The 14,454-nt window shown below is 66.6% G+C and carries 14 protein-coding genes; 5 read left to right on the forward strand and 9 right to left on the reverse strand.

The genetic code is table 11. The annotated features are described in order from the left end of the window. Positions 1–81: 81 nt before the first annotated feature. From LRX75_RS18415 to LRX75_RS18435, 5 genes are all read right to left on the reverse strand, one after another. Positions 82–1,584: a protein adenylyltransferase SelO gene (locus LRX75_RS18415; RefSeq protein WP_231816125.1), complete on the reverse strand. Its 1,503-nt coding sequence runs from the start codon at positions 1,582–1,584 to the stop codon at positions 82–84. A gap of 100 nt (positions 1,585–1,684) precedes the next feature. Further along, positions 1,685–2,215: a hypothetical protein gene (locus LRX75_RS18420; RefSeq protein ID WP_231816126.1), complete on the reverse strand. Its 531-nt coding sequence runs from the start codon at positions 2,213–2,215 to the stop codon at positions 1,685–1,687. A 104-nt stretch (positions 2,216–2,319) separates the two neighbouring features. Continuing rightward, positions 2,320–3,576, reverse strand: coding sequence for a DUF2254 domain-containing protein (locus tag LRX75_RS18425; RefSeq protein ID WP_231816127.1), 1,257 nt, complete (start codon positions 3,574–3,576; stop codon positions 2,320–2,322). A gap of 319 nt (positions 3,577–3,895) precedes the next feature. Next, positions 3,896–6,001: a S9 family peptidase gene (locus LRX75_RS18430; RefSeq protein WP_269456258.1), complete on the reverse strand. Its 2,106-nt coding sequence runs from the start codon at positions 5,999–6,001 to the stop codon at positions 3,896–3,898. Between the two features lie 141 nt (positions 6,002–6,142). Next, entirely contained in the window at positions 6,143–7,081 is a 939-nt protein-coding gene (locus LRX75_RS18435) for a LysR family transcriptional regulator (protein ID WP_231816128.1), read from the reverse strand. Positions 7,082–7,210: 129 nt separating this feature from the next. On the opposite strand from LRX75_RS18435, the gene LRX75_RS18440 reads away from it, so the two are divergent. After that, a complete protein-coding gene (locus tag LRX75_RS18440) occupies positions 7,211–7,492 on the forward strand; it encodes a DUF2798 domain-containing protein (protein WP_231816129.1) in 282 nt (93 codons plus the stop codon). Positions 7,493–7,508: 16 nt separating this feature from the next. Here LRX75_RS18440 and LRX75_RS18445 read toward each other — a convergent pair whose 3' ends face one another. Then, complete coding sequence (locus LRX75_RS18445; protein WP_420851229.1) at positions 7,509–8,423, reverse strand: VOC family protein; 915 nt, start codon at positions 8,421–8,423, stop codon at positions 7,509–7,511. Positions 8,424–8,820: 397 nt separating this feature from the next. Here LRX75_RS18445 and trhA point away from each other — a divergent pair, with 397 nt between their 5' ends. Continuing rightward, complete coding sequence (trhA, locus tag LRX75_RS18450; RefSeq protein WP_231816130.1) at positions 8,821–9,480, forward strand: PAQR family membrane homeostasis protein TrhA; 660 nt, start codon at positions 8,821–8,823, stop codon at positions 9,478–9,480. A 39-nt stretch (positions 9,481–9,519) separates the two neighbouring features. Here the strand turns inward: trhA and msrB are convergent, their stop codons facing one another. Then, the gene (gene msrB / locus LRX75_RS18455) at positions 9,520–9,957 is read right to left on the reverse strand and encodes a peptide-methionine (R)-S-oxide reductase MsrB (protein ID WP_231816131.1); all 438 of its coding nucleotides are present in this window, start codon (positions 9,955–9,957) and stop codon (positions 9,520–9,522) included. Between the two features lie 644 nt (positions 9,958–10,601). On the opposite strand from msrB, the gene LRX75_RS18460 reads away from it, so the two are divergent. The 3 genes from LRX75_RS18460 to LRX75_RS18470 all read left to right on the forward strand — a co-directional run bounded on the left by LRX75_RS18460 (position 10,602) and on the right by LRX75_RS18470 (position 12,956). After that, positions 10,602–11,021, forward strand: coding sequence for a Ros/MucR family transcriptional regulator (locus LRX75_RS18460; RefSeq protein ID WP_113151628.1), 420 nt, complete (start codon positions 10,602–10,604; stop codon positions 11,019–11,021). Between the two features lie 365 nt (positions 11,022–11,386). Further along, positions 11,387–12,013, forward strand: a complete 627-nt coding sequence (locus LRX75_RS18465) for a helix-turn-helix domain-containing protein (protein WP_231816132.1) — start codon at positions 11,387–11,389, stop codon at positions 12,011–12,013. Beyond that, positions 12,006–12,956: a DUF6456 domain-containing protein gene (locus LRX75_RS18470; RefSeq protein WP_231816133.1), complete on the forward strand. Its 951-nt coding sequence runs from the start codon at positions 12,006–12,008 to the stop codon at positions 12,954–12,956. Before LRX75_RS18465 ends, LRX75_RS18470 begins: the two co-directional genes overlap by 8 nt. 322 nt (positions 12,957–13,278) lie before the next feature. On the opposite strand, the gene LRX75_RS18475 is transcribed toward LRX75_RS18470, so the two are convergent. Both LRX75_RS18475 and LRX75_RS18480 read right to left on the reverse strand, forming a co-directional pair. Continuing rightward, complete coding sequence (locus LRX75_RS18475) at positions 13,279–13,722, reverse strand: SufE family protein (RefSeq protein WP_231816134.1); 444 nt, start codon at positions 13,720–13,722, stop codon at positions 13,279–13,281. 96 nt (positions 13,723–13,818) lie between these two features. Beyond that, positions 13,819–14,322, reverse strand: coding sequence for a DUF5330 domain-containing protein (locus tag LRX75_RS18480; RefSeq protein ID WP_231816135.1), 504 nt, complete (start codon positions 14,320–14,322; stop codon positions 13,819–13,821). Between the last annotated feature and the right edge of the window lie 132 nt (positions 14,323–14,454).

Consider the following 14,454-nt stretch of genomic DNA (forward strand, 5'->3'; position numbering starts at 1 on the left):
GGCATTGCGTCCAAGGGCGAAAGCGAATGCTGGTGGTCATTGCTGCCTCATTCGGGAAATGTCTGCACAGGGTGCATGACCTCACGTCCCGCAGAACGTCCGCAGCACCTCCTCGCCCGGCGCGGGAGGCTCGGCGAAGGGAGACATCTCGGGCTGGTCGTCATAGGGGCGGGCGAGCACGCGGAGGAGGGCGTCGAAGGGTGAGAAATCGGCGTCGGTCCGGGCGGCGGCGATCGCCTGCTCGATCCGGTGGTTGCGGGGGATGAAGGCGGGGTTCACAGTGCGCATGGCGGCGGCGGTGTCGGTCGGGCTGCGTCCCTCGGCGCCCACGCGCCGGCGCCAGCGGTCAAGCCAGAGGCTGGTGCTGGCGGGGTTGCGGAACAAGGCGGTGAACCGGTCTTCCGTCGATGGGTCGGCGGCGAGATCGGCGAGGCGCCGGAAGGTGAGCGTGAAATCCGCCTCTTCCTGATGCATATGCGTCAGCAGGTCCTGCACGAGATCGAGATCGCCGTCCTGCGGCGTCGACAGGCCGAGCTTGGCACGCATGGCGGCCAGCCAGTGGTGCTGGAAGCGTTCGCCATAGGCCTTCAGCACGCCGTTGGCGGCGGTCACGGCGGCTTCCTCGTCGGGGTCGAGCAGCGGCAGCAGCGTCTCGGCGAGCCGCGCGAGGTTCCACTGCCCGATGCCGGGCTGGGCGGCATAGGCATAGCGACCGTTGCGGTCGATGGAGGAGAAGACCTTGGCCGGATCATAGGCGTCGAGAAAGGCGCAGGGGCCGAAATCGATGGTCTCGCCGGAAATCGCGACATTGTCGGTGTTCATCACGCCATGGATGAAGCCGATCGACAGCCAGCGCGCGATCAGCGACGCCTGCCGGTCGGCAAAGGCGGAGAGGAAGGCGAGATAGGGCTGCGGGTCGTTCGCGAGGTCGGGATAGTGCCGCGCGATGGCGTGATCGGCGAGCGCCTTGACGCCGGCCCGGTCGTCGCGCGCGGCATGGAACTGGAAGGTGCCCACGCGTATGTGGCTGGCCGCCACCCGTGTCAGCACCGCGCCGGGCTCCACGGTCTCGCGGTAGACCGGCTCGCCGGTAACGACCGCCGCCAGCGCCCGCGTGGTCGGCAGGCCGAGCGCCTGCATCGCCTCGCTGACGATATATTCGCGCAGCACGGGGCCGAGCGCCGCCCGTCCGTCGCCGCGCCGGGAATAGGGCGTGGGGCCGGCGCCCTTCAGCTGGATATCGCGGCGCCGGCCGGTGCAGTCCACGACCTCGCCGAGCAGGATAGCCCGCCCGTCGCCAAGCTGCGGGTTGAACCCGCCGAACTGGTGGCCGGAATAGGCCATGGCCAGCGGCTCGGCACCCGGAAGAAGTGTATTGCCGGAAAAGATCGCCGCACCGTCGGCCTCCAGCCGCGCGACATCCAGCCCCAGCTCCTCCGCAAGCGCGCGGTTGAAGCGGATCAGCACGGGCGCCTCGACCGGCGTCGGATCGACGCGCGAGAAGAAGCTCTCCGGCAGCCGGGCATAGCTGTTGTCGAAGGGGATGGGCAGCGTCTCGGCCTGCGTCCTGCTCGTCGCCTCCATGATCGTCTCCGCTCCGTGCCGTATCGGTTTCGTCGGACCGGTCCGAAGACCGATCGCCTGATCTCTAGATAGGGTCGGCCGCGCCGGCATGAAAGGGTGATCAGGCCTCGCGGTCACGCGGGGCCGCGCTCTGTCCCGAAGCGCCGGGGCCTTGCACGACATCGTCCTCGAGGTCGAGCTGACGCTTGACGGCCTCGGTGATCTCCTCCTCGAGGGCCTTGCGCGCTGCGGGATCCATCGCGGCCAGATCGTCTTCCGACAGATTGCGGTCTTTCAGAAACTGCGCCCGAACCTTTTCGGCGACCGACTTTCCCGCCAGATCCAGGAACGCCTCTCTGGTCGCCGCCTTGTCCGCTGTGGCTTTGGCGGCAACCGCTTGCGCGGCTTTCTCCACGTCCGCGGCGCGTTTTTCCAGTTTCTCGGCGCTGATCGCCCAGAAGGCTGCGGACAGGTTCACCGTCGACGCCGCGGCCATCGACGCGTCCGCGTCCGCGCCGGTTCCGCCGCCCGCCCGCGGGTCGAGGGTTTCGGGGCGACCACCGGGACGGGGCAGGCCGATCTGTTCGAAGCCCGAAAATTGCGGGCGGGCGGCCGGCTTGTAGGACGTGTAATGGCTGTCGGCGATCTTCATGGAGGTGCCCTTCTTGACAATAAGGACGTTCTAAAAAACAAACCCTGTGCCGAGCTTGCAACCGGAGGTGAAGCCGGCCGCACCCGCTCTGCGAAAGATCCGCCTCAAGCCTCCACGAAGGCCTCCCGCGTCAGCCGCTCCCGGTCCGCCTCGAAGGTGAGGCTTGCCAGCCCGCGCGTCAGGCTGGCGACCGCAATCTCGCGGGCGATGGTGTGCAGGCGTCCGCCGGGCAGGCCTGCCAGCGCCCGCAGGCTCTTCTGCAGGCGGATGCCGATGTCGAGATTGCCGGCGCCGTCGCGGGCGATCGGCAGGAAGGCGTCCTCGAACAGATCCCGAAGGCTGACCGGCGGCACATGGACGCGCGGGAACGCCGGCGCATCGCGCCGGTGGTCGTCCCGCGGCTCCACGGCGAGCACCTCGATCATCGCGGTCATGACGTCGATGGTCGTGCCGGGGTCGTTGATGGCGGAGGACAGGGAGCGCGAGGCGATTTCGGCGAGCACGATCAGGCCGAAGCGGGGATCCTGCTCGAAGGTGCGGCGCGGGCCGATGGTCAGGGCGTCGAGAATGGCCTGCCGCACCCGCGCGTCGAGCCCGCCGCCGGTCCGCATCCGCACGAACAGCATCGGCGTGCCCGGCGCGCACAGGGCGCCGGCGCGCACCGTCAGATACAGGTCCAGATCGCCCGCGTCGCCGAGCGCCTGCAACTGCGGCACGTCGATATGCTGGAGATAGCCGACCCTTTCGGGCGAGACCGGAACGGCACCGGAGGGAAGGGGCCCGAGCGGCGCGGCGCTCAGAAGCGGATCTTCCAGATGATCGCGCATGCCCGTCATCGCCACGGTCTTCACCCGGTCGATGGTCTCGCTGATCCGGCCGAGGGTCGAGAGATGGTCGATCCAGCGTAGCAGGGTCAGCACGATCACGGCGATGACGCCGAGCGTGACGACGAACAGCACGAGCCGCCCGCCGCCGCCATAGAGCCCGGCATGCAGCGCGATCAGCCCGACCAGCGAAAACAGGAAGGTGCCGAGAAAGGTGGAAAGCGCCCGCTGGGCGGTGGTGTCCTTGAGCAGCAGGCTCGTCGCCCGCGGCGTCGCGCCGCTGGCCGCAGCCGCGCTGGCGGCCACCAGCGTCGACAGTGAGAAGGTGGTGACGGCGAGCATGCTGGAGGCGATGATGCTGAGGATCGGATCGACCGCATCCGCCCCGAAGGCCCGCGTCATGTCTTCGGGAATGAAGGGTCCGAGCAGAATGGCCACGAGCGCCGTCGCAACCCCCGCAAGACAATAGAGCGTCGCCCGAACCCACAGCCGCCGCGACAGCCGCACCACCTGCCAGAGACGTTTCGACCTGAGCATGACATCCCCCGAACCGGACGGCCGGATGGCCGCCGCAGCAGGGTTATAGGGCGCGGTGATGTATTTTCGAGATGGCGCATGTGCGTGTGGAGGGTGGGATGAGGAAGGAAGAAAGGAAGGAAGGAAGGAAGGAAGGAAGGAAGGAAGAAAGACCCTCTCTGGCCTGCCGGCCATCTCCCCCACAAGGGGGGAGAAGACGTGCGGCATCCGCTCGCTTCAAAAGAAACGTTCAAGATTAAAGCTGAGGGCGTGCCGCGAGTCCTCTCCCCCTTGTGGGGGAGATTCCCGGCGGGGCAGAAAGGGCCTGTCTTCTTGCCCCTTACATCTTCCGCGCCACCTTGATCGCAAACGCATATTCGAACGCGATCTCCTCCAGCCGCTGGAAGCGGCCGGAGGCGCCGCCGTGGCCGGCGCCCATGTTGGTTTTCAAGAGGATCGGCTGTTGGCCGGTGGTCCTGTCGCGCAGCTTCGCCACCCATTTGGTCGGCTCCCAGTAGGTCACGCGCGGATCGGTGAGGCCGGAAAGGGCGAGGAGGGCGGGGTAGGGTTTTTCCGCCACATTGTCATAGGGCGAGTAGCTGGCGATATGGTGGTAGGCCGCCGCGTCGTCGATCGGGTTGCCCCATTCCGGCCATTCCGGCGGGGTCAGCGGCAGGGTGTCGTCGAGCATGGTGTTCAGCACGTCCACGAAGGGAACGGCTGCGATGATGCCGCCGAATTTCTCCGGCGCCATGTTGGCGACCGCGCCCATCAGCATGCCGCCGGCCGAGCCGCCTTCGGCGACGATGTTCGCGTAGGACGTGAAGCCCTCCTGATTCAGATAGTCGGCCGCCGCGATGAAGTCCTTGAAGGTGTTGGTCTTCTTCTCCATCTTGCCGTCTTCGTACCAGGCAAAGCCCTTGTCCTTGCCGCCGCGGATATGGGCGATGGCATAGACGAAGCCGCGGTCTACCAGCGACAGGCAGTTGGTGTTGAACGAGGCGGGAATGGAAATGCCGTAGGCGCCGTAGCCGTAGAGCAGGCAGGGCGCGGAGCCGTCGAGCGGGGTGTCGCGGCGGTAGAGCAGCGTCACCGGCACGGCGGCGCCGTCATGCGAGGGCGCATACACGCGGCGCGTGACATAGTCGTCCGGATCATGGCCGGAGGGCACCTCCTGCGTTTTCAGGAGCGTGCGCGCGCGCGTCGTCATGTCGTAGTCGAACAGCTGGCTCGGCGTCGTCATCGAGGAATAGGAAAAGCGGATGACGTCGGTGTCGTATTCGGCAGCACCGGAGAGGCCGAGCGAGAAGGCTTCCTCGGCAAAGGCGATCGCGTGTTCCGCGCCGGTGCGCCGGTCGCGGATCTTGATCTGCGGCAGCCCGTTCTCGCGCTCCAGCCAGACGAGATGGCGGGCAAACGCCATATGGTTGAGGATCAGCCGGCCGGGGGTGTGGGGCACGACCTCGCGCCAGTTCTCCCGCTCCGGCCGGTCGAACGGCGTTTCCATGATCTTGAAATCCTTGGCGCCGTCAGCATTCGTCAGGATGTAGAAGACGTCGCCGCCTTCCGTCAGGGAATATTCGAGCCCGGTCTCGCGCGCCGCCACCAGCTTCGGCGTCGCGTGCAGGTCGGCGGTCGGGATCAGCAGGTATTCGCTGGTCTCGTGGTCGTGGATGTCGATATAGATGACGTCGTCCAGCATGGACGCGCCGACGCCCATGAAGAAGCCCGGATCCTCCTCCTCGTAGACCAGCCGGTCGTCCGCCTGCGGCGTGCCGATGACGTGGTGGAAGATCTTCGACGGGCGGTGGTTTTCGTCGAGCACGGTATAGAAGAAGCTGCGGCCGTCGGGCGCCCAGGCGCCGCCGCCGCCGGTGTTCGCGATCACGTCCGCGAGGTCCTCGCCGGTCGACAGATCGCGGATGCGCAGCGTGTAATATTCCGAGCCCTTGTCGTCATAGCCCCAGATGCCGAGCGAGTGATCGGTGCAATGGTCGATGCCGGAGAGGCGGAAATAGTCCTTGCCCGCGGCCTCCTTGTCGCCGTCGAGCAGCACCACGCGCTCGCCGCCCGCCCGCGGCTCGCGGAAATAGCGCGGCTGCTCGCCGCCGGTGACGAAGGACGTGCCGTAGGCGAAGGGTCCGTCCTTCATCGGCACGGAACTGTCGTCTTCCTTGATGCGGCCCTTCATCTCGGAAAACAGCTGCTTCTGCAGCGCCTCGGTGTCCGCCATCGCCGCCTTCATATAGGCGTTCTCGGCCTCCAGATGCGCCCGGATCTCGGGATCGAGGATCGAGGTATCCTTGAACATCTGCTGCCAGTTGTCGGCCCGGAACCAGGCATAATCGTCGGTGCGCGTGATGCCGTGGCGGGTGTCGCTCACCGGCTTCTTGGGCGCGACGGGCGCCGGGGGCAGGCTGGAAAAGACGGGGGCATGGTCGGACAAGGCGATCTCCGGGGGTTCGCTGGAGCTTTTCCGATGTCCCGGAAAGGCTCCATCTCTTCGTTGCAGCCGCAGGACAATGCGCTGGGATATCCAGCACATAGATGCCGCAGCCGGCGCATTCAAGCGGCAAAGCGCGTTGTCTCAGCGCGCGGAGAGCGCGGCGACCGCGTAATCGATGAAGGCGCGGATTTTCGGCGTGGCGCTGTGCCGGTCGAGCGTGCAGGCGTAGAAGGTGAAGGGCGTGTGCGCGGCGACCGTGGTGCTGCCGGCGACGCTGCTGCCGCCGGCGACGGGGGCCTCCTGAAACAAGGGCACGACCAGGCCTTTGGCGATCAGCGCGTCGGCGATGAAGGCGCCGAGCCGGGCGATGCCGGCGCCGGCCAGGACCATGGAGGTCAGGGTGTCGATGTCGTTGCTGATGATCTTCGGCTTGATGTCGGGCTCGTAGAGCGTGCCGTCCTTGAGAAACGTCCAGCGGAACAGGCGGCCATGGGTGGCCAGCCGGTAGAGCAGGCAATCGTGATGCACGAGATCCTCCGGCGTCCGCGGCGTGCCGCGGCGGGCGAGATACTCGGGCGCGGCGCAGATCAGCATGGGCACGGTGACGAGGCGGCGCGCGATCAGCGAGGGCTCCAGCTGCTCGGCGAAGCGCACGCTGATGTCGATGCCCTCGGCGATATGATCGACCGCCCTGTCGGTGACGACGAGCTCGACGGACAGCTGCGGGTAGAGGCGCGCGAAACCGGGAATGAGCGGTGCGACGACATGCCGCCCGAAGGCGACGGAGGTGGACAAGGTGAGCCGGCCCCGCGGCGTGTCGTTGAGCGCCGAGACGGCGGTGGCGGCCGCCTCCAGCGCGTGGACGACAGGGCGGACGCGCTCGAAATACACCTGCCCGCTATCCGTCAGCCCCAGGCGGCGCGTTGTGCGCTGCAGCAGGCGCACGCCGAGGTCGCGCTCCAGCCGGGCGATGTTCTGGCTGGCGGCGGCAGGGCTGATGCCGAGGTGGCGCGCCGCCGCTGCGATGCTGCCCATCTCGACGCTGCGCACGAAACTCTCGATCCCGCGAAGACTGTCCATAGCTGCGCGCACTCCCGATACGGATCATTCGAAAGTTTTGCTTCAGATTGAGGGAGCCTGCAAGCCTCTAATCACGCGCCGCATTTGGCGCTAGGACAGGGACATCGAGATCAAACATCCGGAGAGACCATGCCCACCAACGCAACCCCCGCATCGCCCGCCGCCCGCTCTGCAAGGGCGGGCCTTCCCCCGGCGATGACCCCTTACGTCTTCGCCTTCTTCATGGCCGGCATCATGGCCTTCGTCATGTGCTGGATCATCGTTTCGGTGAACAGCGGCATCGACGGCGGCCTGCCCATGCGCGTGGCCGGCGCCTATCTCGTCGCCATGCCCGCCGCCTTCGTCAGCGTGCTGATCGTCCGCCCGATCGCGCTGAAGCTCACCGCCCTTGTGGTGCGCCGCCCGGGCTGAACTTGGGGCCGGACGTTCAGGCCGACAGCGTCAGCCCGATGCCGAACGGATCGGTAAGGGAGACGGTGTCGCCGGCGCGGGTCGTGGCGATCTCCAGCCGGTCCAACGCGGCCAGCGCCGACTGAAGGGCCGCCGCGTCGTTGAACCGCAGGGCGTAGGTGCCGAGCCCGGTCATATCGGCCACGCGCCGCGGCGCGTTGCGCGCGTTCCAGATATTGGCGGCGAGATGGTGGTGGTAGCGGCCGCTCGAAAAGAAGCTGGCGCCGGGATAGGTGGAGATCAGATCGAGGCCGAGCACGTCGCGGAAGAAGCCGTTGGCCTGCGGCAGATCCGACACCTGCAGGTGCAGGTGGCCAAGCGCCGTGCCGGCCGCCATGCCGCCCCAGGCGATCTCCGCACGCCCGAGCGCCACGCCCTCGTCGTAGAGCGCCTGCAGATCGAGCGGCAGCGTCGCCATCTTCACGGTGCCGTCGGGCAGGGTAGTCCAGGTGGCGCGGGGCCGGTCGCGATAGACCTCGATGCCGTTGCCCTCGGGATCGGCGAGATAGATCGCCTCGCTGACCAGATGGTCGGAAGCGCCCTGCAGCGGCACCTGAAGGTCCGCGGCATGGGCCAGCCACCGGGCAAGCGCCGACCGGTCCGGTACGAGAAAGGCCGTGTGGAACAGGCCCGGCGCGTTGCGCGGCGCCGGGGTCGCCGTGCCGGAGGTTGTGAGCGTCAGCAGCGGCCGCCCGCCGACGCCGAGCGTCTCGCCGCTCGGCAACCGCGCCATCAGGCTCAGTCCCATCACCGACTGGTACCACGACGAGACGAGCGGCAGGTCGCGCACCACCAGCCGTGCGTGATCGACATAGGCCGGCATGGCCAAGGGATGTTCGGGGATGAGCGGACGCTCCGTCGAAGGGGTGATGTCGGTCATGGAAAGGCTCATCGCGGTCGCTCCTGCTTGAGTGTTCGGGACGATGCCGGACAGGACACGCGCCATTCCGGCCTGTGCGGCAGGTGGCGCGGATCGTCCGTGGCGAGAGTCCCGAAAGTGATGCCGACTATGCACCGCCGGCGCCCGGCGCGAAATCCCCGGGAACGGCGATGCAGCGTCTCGGAGGCGTTGACAATCCCTGCGCGAACCCTTCACGCCGGCTTGAAACTTTTTTCGCACCCGCAGCATTTTTCCGCCCTTTGCGGCACAGTCTGTCATTCTCCCGCCAGCATCCGCGCCGATGATCGATTCGTCACTGAAAGTGACCGGCGCATGTCCCCCGGGGGCTCGCCAAACGGGCGGCGGGTGCGTAGCCTGACCGCGAAACGGATCTGGAGACGAAGCGCGCGTGGAGATCAAGGGCATCAAGTGGAATTACGACCGGACCGAGATGATCGCGGACGGCATCGTCCATGGCATCGGTCTCGCCTGCGCGCTCGTCGGCGTCACCATCCTGCTGGTCCATGCGGGCGCCGCAAGCACGGCCGGGCAGATCGCGGCCGCGGCAATCTACGGCGCCGGCCTCGTCGCCACGCTGTCGATCTCCTTTCTCTACAATATGTGGCCGGTTTCGCGCACGAAATGGCTGCTGCGCCGGTTCGATCACTCCTCGATCTTCATCCTGATCGCGGCGACCTACACGCCGTTCCTGCAGAGCGGCTGGGACGATCCCTTCCTCGCCGTCATGCTCGTCGGCATCTGGCTGATCGCCGCACTCGGCATCGCGCTGAAATGCGTCTTCCCGGGGCGCTACGACAAGCTGGCCATCGTGCTCTATCTCGCCATGGGCTGGAGCGGCGTGCTGGCCGTCGGGCCGCTGCTGACGACGCTGAACGGCGCCACCATGCTGCTCATTCTCGCCGGCGGCATCATCTACTCCGCCGGCGTCATCTTCCACGTGTGGGAGCGGCTGCGCTTCCAGAACGCCATCTGGCACGGCTTCGTGGTCACCGCTGCCGCCGTTCACTTCTCGGCCGTCTTTTCGGTCATCGGAAACGCGACCGCCTGAGATCCACGCGCGAGGCCGCGCGCGGGCTCGCCGGATCGCTCAGGCCGGGTCGAAGCTCAGCGCCACGCCGTTCATGCAGTAGCGAAGCCCGGTCGGAGCCGGTCCGTCCGGAAAGACATGGCCGAGATGCGCGTCGCAATCGGCGCACTTCACTTCCGTCCGTGTCATGCCGTAGGAGCGGTCGGTGACCTGCGTCACCGCTTCGGGCGCGAGCGGCTGGAAGAAGCTCGGCCAGCCCGTTCCCGAATCGAACTTCGTGCCTGCGTCGTAAAGCGCATTGCCGCAGCAGATGCAGCGATAGGTGCCGGCCTTGCCGAGCGCGAAATCGGGGCTCGAAAACGCCCGTTCGGTGCCGTGCTGACGGGTCACGCGATACTGGTCCGGCGTCAGCTGCTCGCGCCATTCGGCATCGCTCTTCACGACCTTGAAAGCGGGGTTTGCGCCGTTATCGGTGGCCTGCATGCAATGTTCGCTCATGTCGTTCTCCTCATCTTGAGATGACCTTTCATATAGGAACGCGCAGCGCGCAAACAAAGCGTCGCACTTGGTATCAGGCGTTCGCCTTTGTGCCCCGCCGCTTTATAGTAACGTCTGCTCATGGAAACATATCCGGCAGAGCGGGAATCAGAGGTTGCAGAGAATCGCCTGCCCCGCCATCGGTGCGCGGAGGGATGTTGCCCCGAACCGCGTTTCTCGATAGATCAACGCGCCCCATTACACCGGGATTGCTTGTGACAACTGTGATGAAGCGCATGAATTTCGTCGCCAAGTCTTGCGTCTATTGAAAAACGGGTTTGACATTTTTGGGGCGAATGTTATTCGAGTAAAGGCAAAGTGTCTGAGACTGAAATTACTGCAGGTTGTCGTCGCCGAAATATCTCTACAGAATTCGGTTGTCTTTTCGGGGTAGGGGAAAGATATCCGGCGGTCCATGCAGGTGCATTTATCAAGTAACTCGGTCGTCCCATTCTGATGCAATCGTGCCGGTTTTACCGGAATCGATCGCATTTCCATGGGACAAATGGCGCTTTCAGAAAAAAGCCTGCGCATTCGCGGGCAATAACGAGACAACCGCCCGAAAGGAGAACAAAATGAGTGAACAGATGGCAGGACATGGTGGCATGCCCGGACATGGCAACGAGTTGCTGGTGGAACTGACCGCAGAGATTGTCGCAGCCTATGTCAGCAATCATGTCGTGCCCGTCTCGGAGCTGTCGACCCTCATCGGCGATGTGCACACCGCGCTGAACAACACCGGTGCACCGGCCCCCGTCGTCGCCGCCGTGGAAAAGCCCAAGCCCGCCGTATCGGTGCGCAAGTCGGTTCAGGACGGGCAGATCACCTGCCTGGAATGCGGCGGAAACTTCAAGTCGCTGAAGCGCCACCTGATGACGCACCACGCTCTGTCGCCGGAAGACTATCGCGAGAAGTGGGAACTGCCGGCAGACTACCCGATGGTCGCCCCGGCCTATGCCGAAGCGCGCTCGCGCCTGGCCCGCGAAATGGGCCTCGGCCAACGCCGCAAGCGCGCCGCCAAGTAAGCACGCCGGCAAGTCAGCACGCCGACCCGTCAGCACGCCGACCCGTCAGCACGCCGCCAGGTCGGCGGACGGGCACGTCGGCGGACCGGCGACAGGCTTCGCGCCAGCGCGACACCGCTTTTGCCAACGCCTCCCAAGCGCAACGTCACCATGGCGCCGGACCGGATCCTGATCCGGTCCGGCTTTTTCATGTCCGCGGAAGGGCCGCGCATATGCGTGAACCAGAATAAGGAAAAAATGCCTATATGATTCAGGGCTCTATGTGAAAGGTCAAACAATTCAACAGAAAGTTGCGGTCGGGTTGTAGCGCTCGTTTCCCCTTCGGCGTAGGATATATGAAACTATTCCTATAACGGAGATCTGCGATGACCATGCCCTCTGCACCTGCCAGCGTTCTGACGACGATCGGCCCTCTGGGCCTTCTGGGCCGTTTTTCCGACGATCGCGGCCCCGCAGCCGCAGCCTCCGTCATCGCGATATCGCCGCTCTCGGCCCGGGCGGCGGCGTCTCCGGCAGCGGCGCCCACCCGTGAGCCTATCCGTGCGCCGGAGTGCAAATCCGCGTGGCCGCCCTCCGCCGCAGGGCTTCCCGCAGCGGACGGGCAGGCGGCCCGCACGCCCGCGCCGTCCCGGCTTCGCGAACAGCCGGAGACGGCAGCGCCCGATCCGCTGGCGCAGGCCCGCTGCCGCATGGTGGCCGATGTGGTCGAGGAACTCACCCTGATGGTCGGCGATCGCCAGCAGCTGCGACGCGACCGCCGGCGAATGATGACGCATGTCCGCCAGATCGCCATGTATGTCAGCCATGTCGTGCTGCAGGTCTCGCTGACCGATATCGGCGTGGCTTTCGGGCGGGATCGCTCGACGGTCAGCTATTCCTGCCATGTGGTGGAGGATCGTCGCGACGATGCCGATTTCGATGCCTTCGTCACCGCCATCGAGCGCGTGATCACGGCCGCCTTCCTGCCGGTCGGAGATGCCACCCATGCGTGACGCGCGGTCTGGGGACGCCGCCGCCCGCGCCGATCTCGTCCGACTGGTCCGCCACCTCGTCGGCGGCCGGCGGGCGCGGCCCGGCGAAGCCTGCGATACCGCGGATGCCGCCGTCGTGGCCAGCTTCACGGTGACGGAGGCGGGCACCGGCCTGATCGTCACGCGCCCGGACGGCGTGCAGCGCACGCTGCCGCCCGCGGCGCTGCGCGATGCCGTGTCCCTCGGGCTTGTCGCCAGGCTTGACGCCGCCGGGCCCCATGCCGCCGGACCGCATGGCGCCAAGCCCGATGCCGCCGGGCCGGATGCCACCGGGCGCTGGCGTCTCCTCCCACCGGCCGTGCCCTTTCTCAAGCGTGCCTTATCTGCCCCGGAGGCGGCCTTTGCCGGCCAGCATCGGCACATCGCCTCCGGCACGGTGGAAACGGCGGCCGGGCGGCAGACGGTGCAGGTCAATCTCGCGGAATCGCCGCTCGCGCACATCGCCCGGCTGAAGGAGAAATCCGGCAAGCCGTTTCTGCCGGCCGAAGCGCTGGAAGCCGGGCAGCGGCTGCACCGCGATTTTACCCGCGCGCAGCTGCAGCCGCGCATGACCATGTCCTACGCGCCGCAGCTGTCGACGCGCACCAGGGGCGGCGGTGGCGGCAGCGAGATCGCCGACAGCGCCATGACGGCGCGCAGCCGCGTGGCGCGCGCCATGGAGGCGATCGGCCCGGAACTCTGCGGCGTCGCCATCGACGTCTGCGGTTTCGAGAAAGGGCTGGAAACGGTGGAGCGCGAACGGCAATGGCCGGCCCGCTCGGCAAAGCTCCTGCTGCGCGCCGCCCTCATGGCGCTCGCCCGCCACTACGCCCCCCCGCCGGCGTCCCCCGAGCGCCGCACCCATGCCTGGGGCGCGGAAGGCTATCGCCCGGATATGGATGGGGGTCGCGGACGCGGCGGGTAGTGGACGGCGGGGCTGCGCGAATGGACGTTGAAATCGCGCCAATCACCGGCGGGATGCCAATCACACATCAGCGACCTGACGTGCGTCAGGTCAAAAGCGTCGTCTCATCTTACGGACATGAGATGGCGAGAGTCCGGCTCAAGGCCGGAACATCGGGGAGGAGGATGGCTCTCCCTTCAGAATCGCACGGTTGCGGAAAGGGACGTCTGCGCTTTTCGCTCTTGTCCGCCCCCGAAGCCATCAACCTTGAATCGCATCCTATGGCGTCCGGCTGATGGACACCTGATGGCCTTGTTCTGGCGTCGATCAACCCTCTTCCGCCTCAGCCCTTCAGCCGCAGCGCCGCCTGGTCCTGGATTCGCTTGACCATGGAACGCAGGCCGTTGGCGCGCTGGGCGGTGAGGAATTCGATGAGGCCCATCTTTCCGAAGAGGTCCAGCGCATCCGTCGCCGCGATCTGCGAGGCTGTCTTTCCGGAAAAGATCGAGAGCACGATGGCGACGAGCCCGCGCACGATATGGGCGTCGGATTCGCCTTCGAAGGTCAGGACGGGATCGGCACCCTCGCCGGCATGGGTCACCAGCCAGACCTGGCTGGCGCAGCCCTGCACCTTGTTCTCGGCCGTGCGCTTCTCCTCCGGCAGGTCCGGCAGCGTCCGCCCGAGCTCGATGACATAGCTCATCCTGTCCTGCCAGTCGTCGAGATAGGCGCAGTTCTCGAGGATTTCGGAAAGGGGCGTCGGTGTGAAGGTGGCGGCATCGGTCATGCCGTCTCTATAAGGGATCGGGGAAGCGTTGAGAAGGCGGATCGGCTTGCCGCGCGCGGGCTTTCGCCGGGGTTCCGGTGGCGGATGCCGGGCCGGTCAGGAGGCGCGGTGCGGCTTCGGCGGAATGCGCTTTTCCGGCACCGGGATCCGCGTGACGCCCAGATCCTCATGGCTCTCGGGCTCGGACAGCGCCGGTGCCTCGGCCGCCGCGACCGGAGGGGCGACCGGGGGCAGGGCCTGCTCCGGCACGGTGCCCGTCGTCACGGCGTCACCCGCCGTCGCGGCGTCAGCCGGTGCCGCCGCTGCGGTCTTCTCGTCGCCGAACTGGGTTTCCAGCAGCTGGTAGGCGATGCGGGCGCCGTCCTTGGCGCGGTGGCCGAGCGCATGGAATGTCTCGGCACCCTTGGTGCAGACGTCGGGCTTCTCCAGGCAGATGGCGCCGATGTAACCGATCGCCTCGCTGGCGGCCGACACCGTCTGGCCGATATCCATCCGGGCACCGGCTGCCGTCTGCGGCTGCGCGGCCTCCTCCGTGCCGAAGATCGGCAGGAGAACGAGCACCAGCGAAAACCAGAATGCTGCCTTGATCAGAAACCACATGGTCGACCCCGTTCTTGACGTTCACGCAACTGTCCAGCGCCTCTGCTCCATGTCCCCCGCCGGTGTCCGGTCTCTGCCGGTGACCGATGACGGGAAGCAGGTCGGCTGACGGTCACACTAGGGCACCTCTTC

The organism is Rhizobium quercicola, assembly GCF_021168455.1.
Lineage (GTDB): Bacteria > Pseudomonadota > Alphaproteobacteria > Rhizobiales > Rhizobiaceae > Ferranicluibacter > Ferranicluibacter quercicola.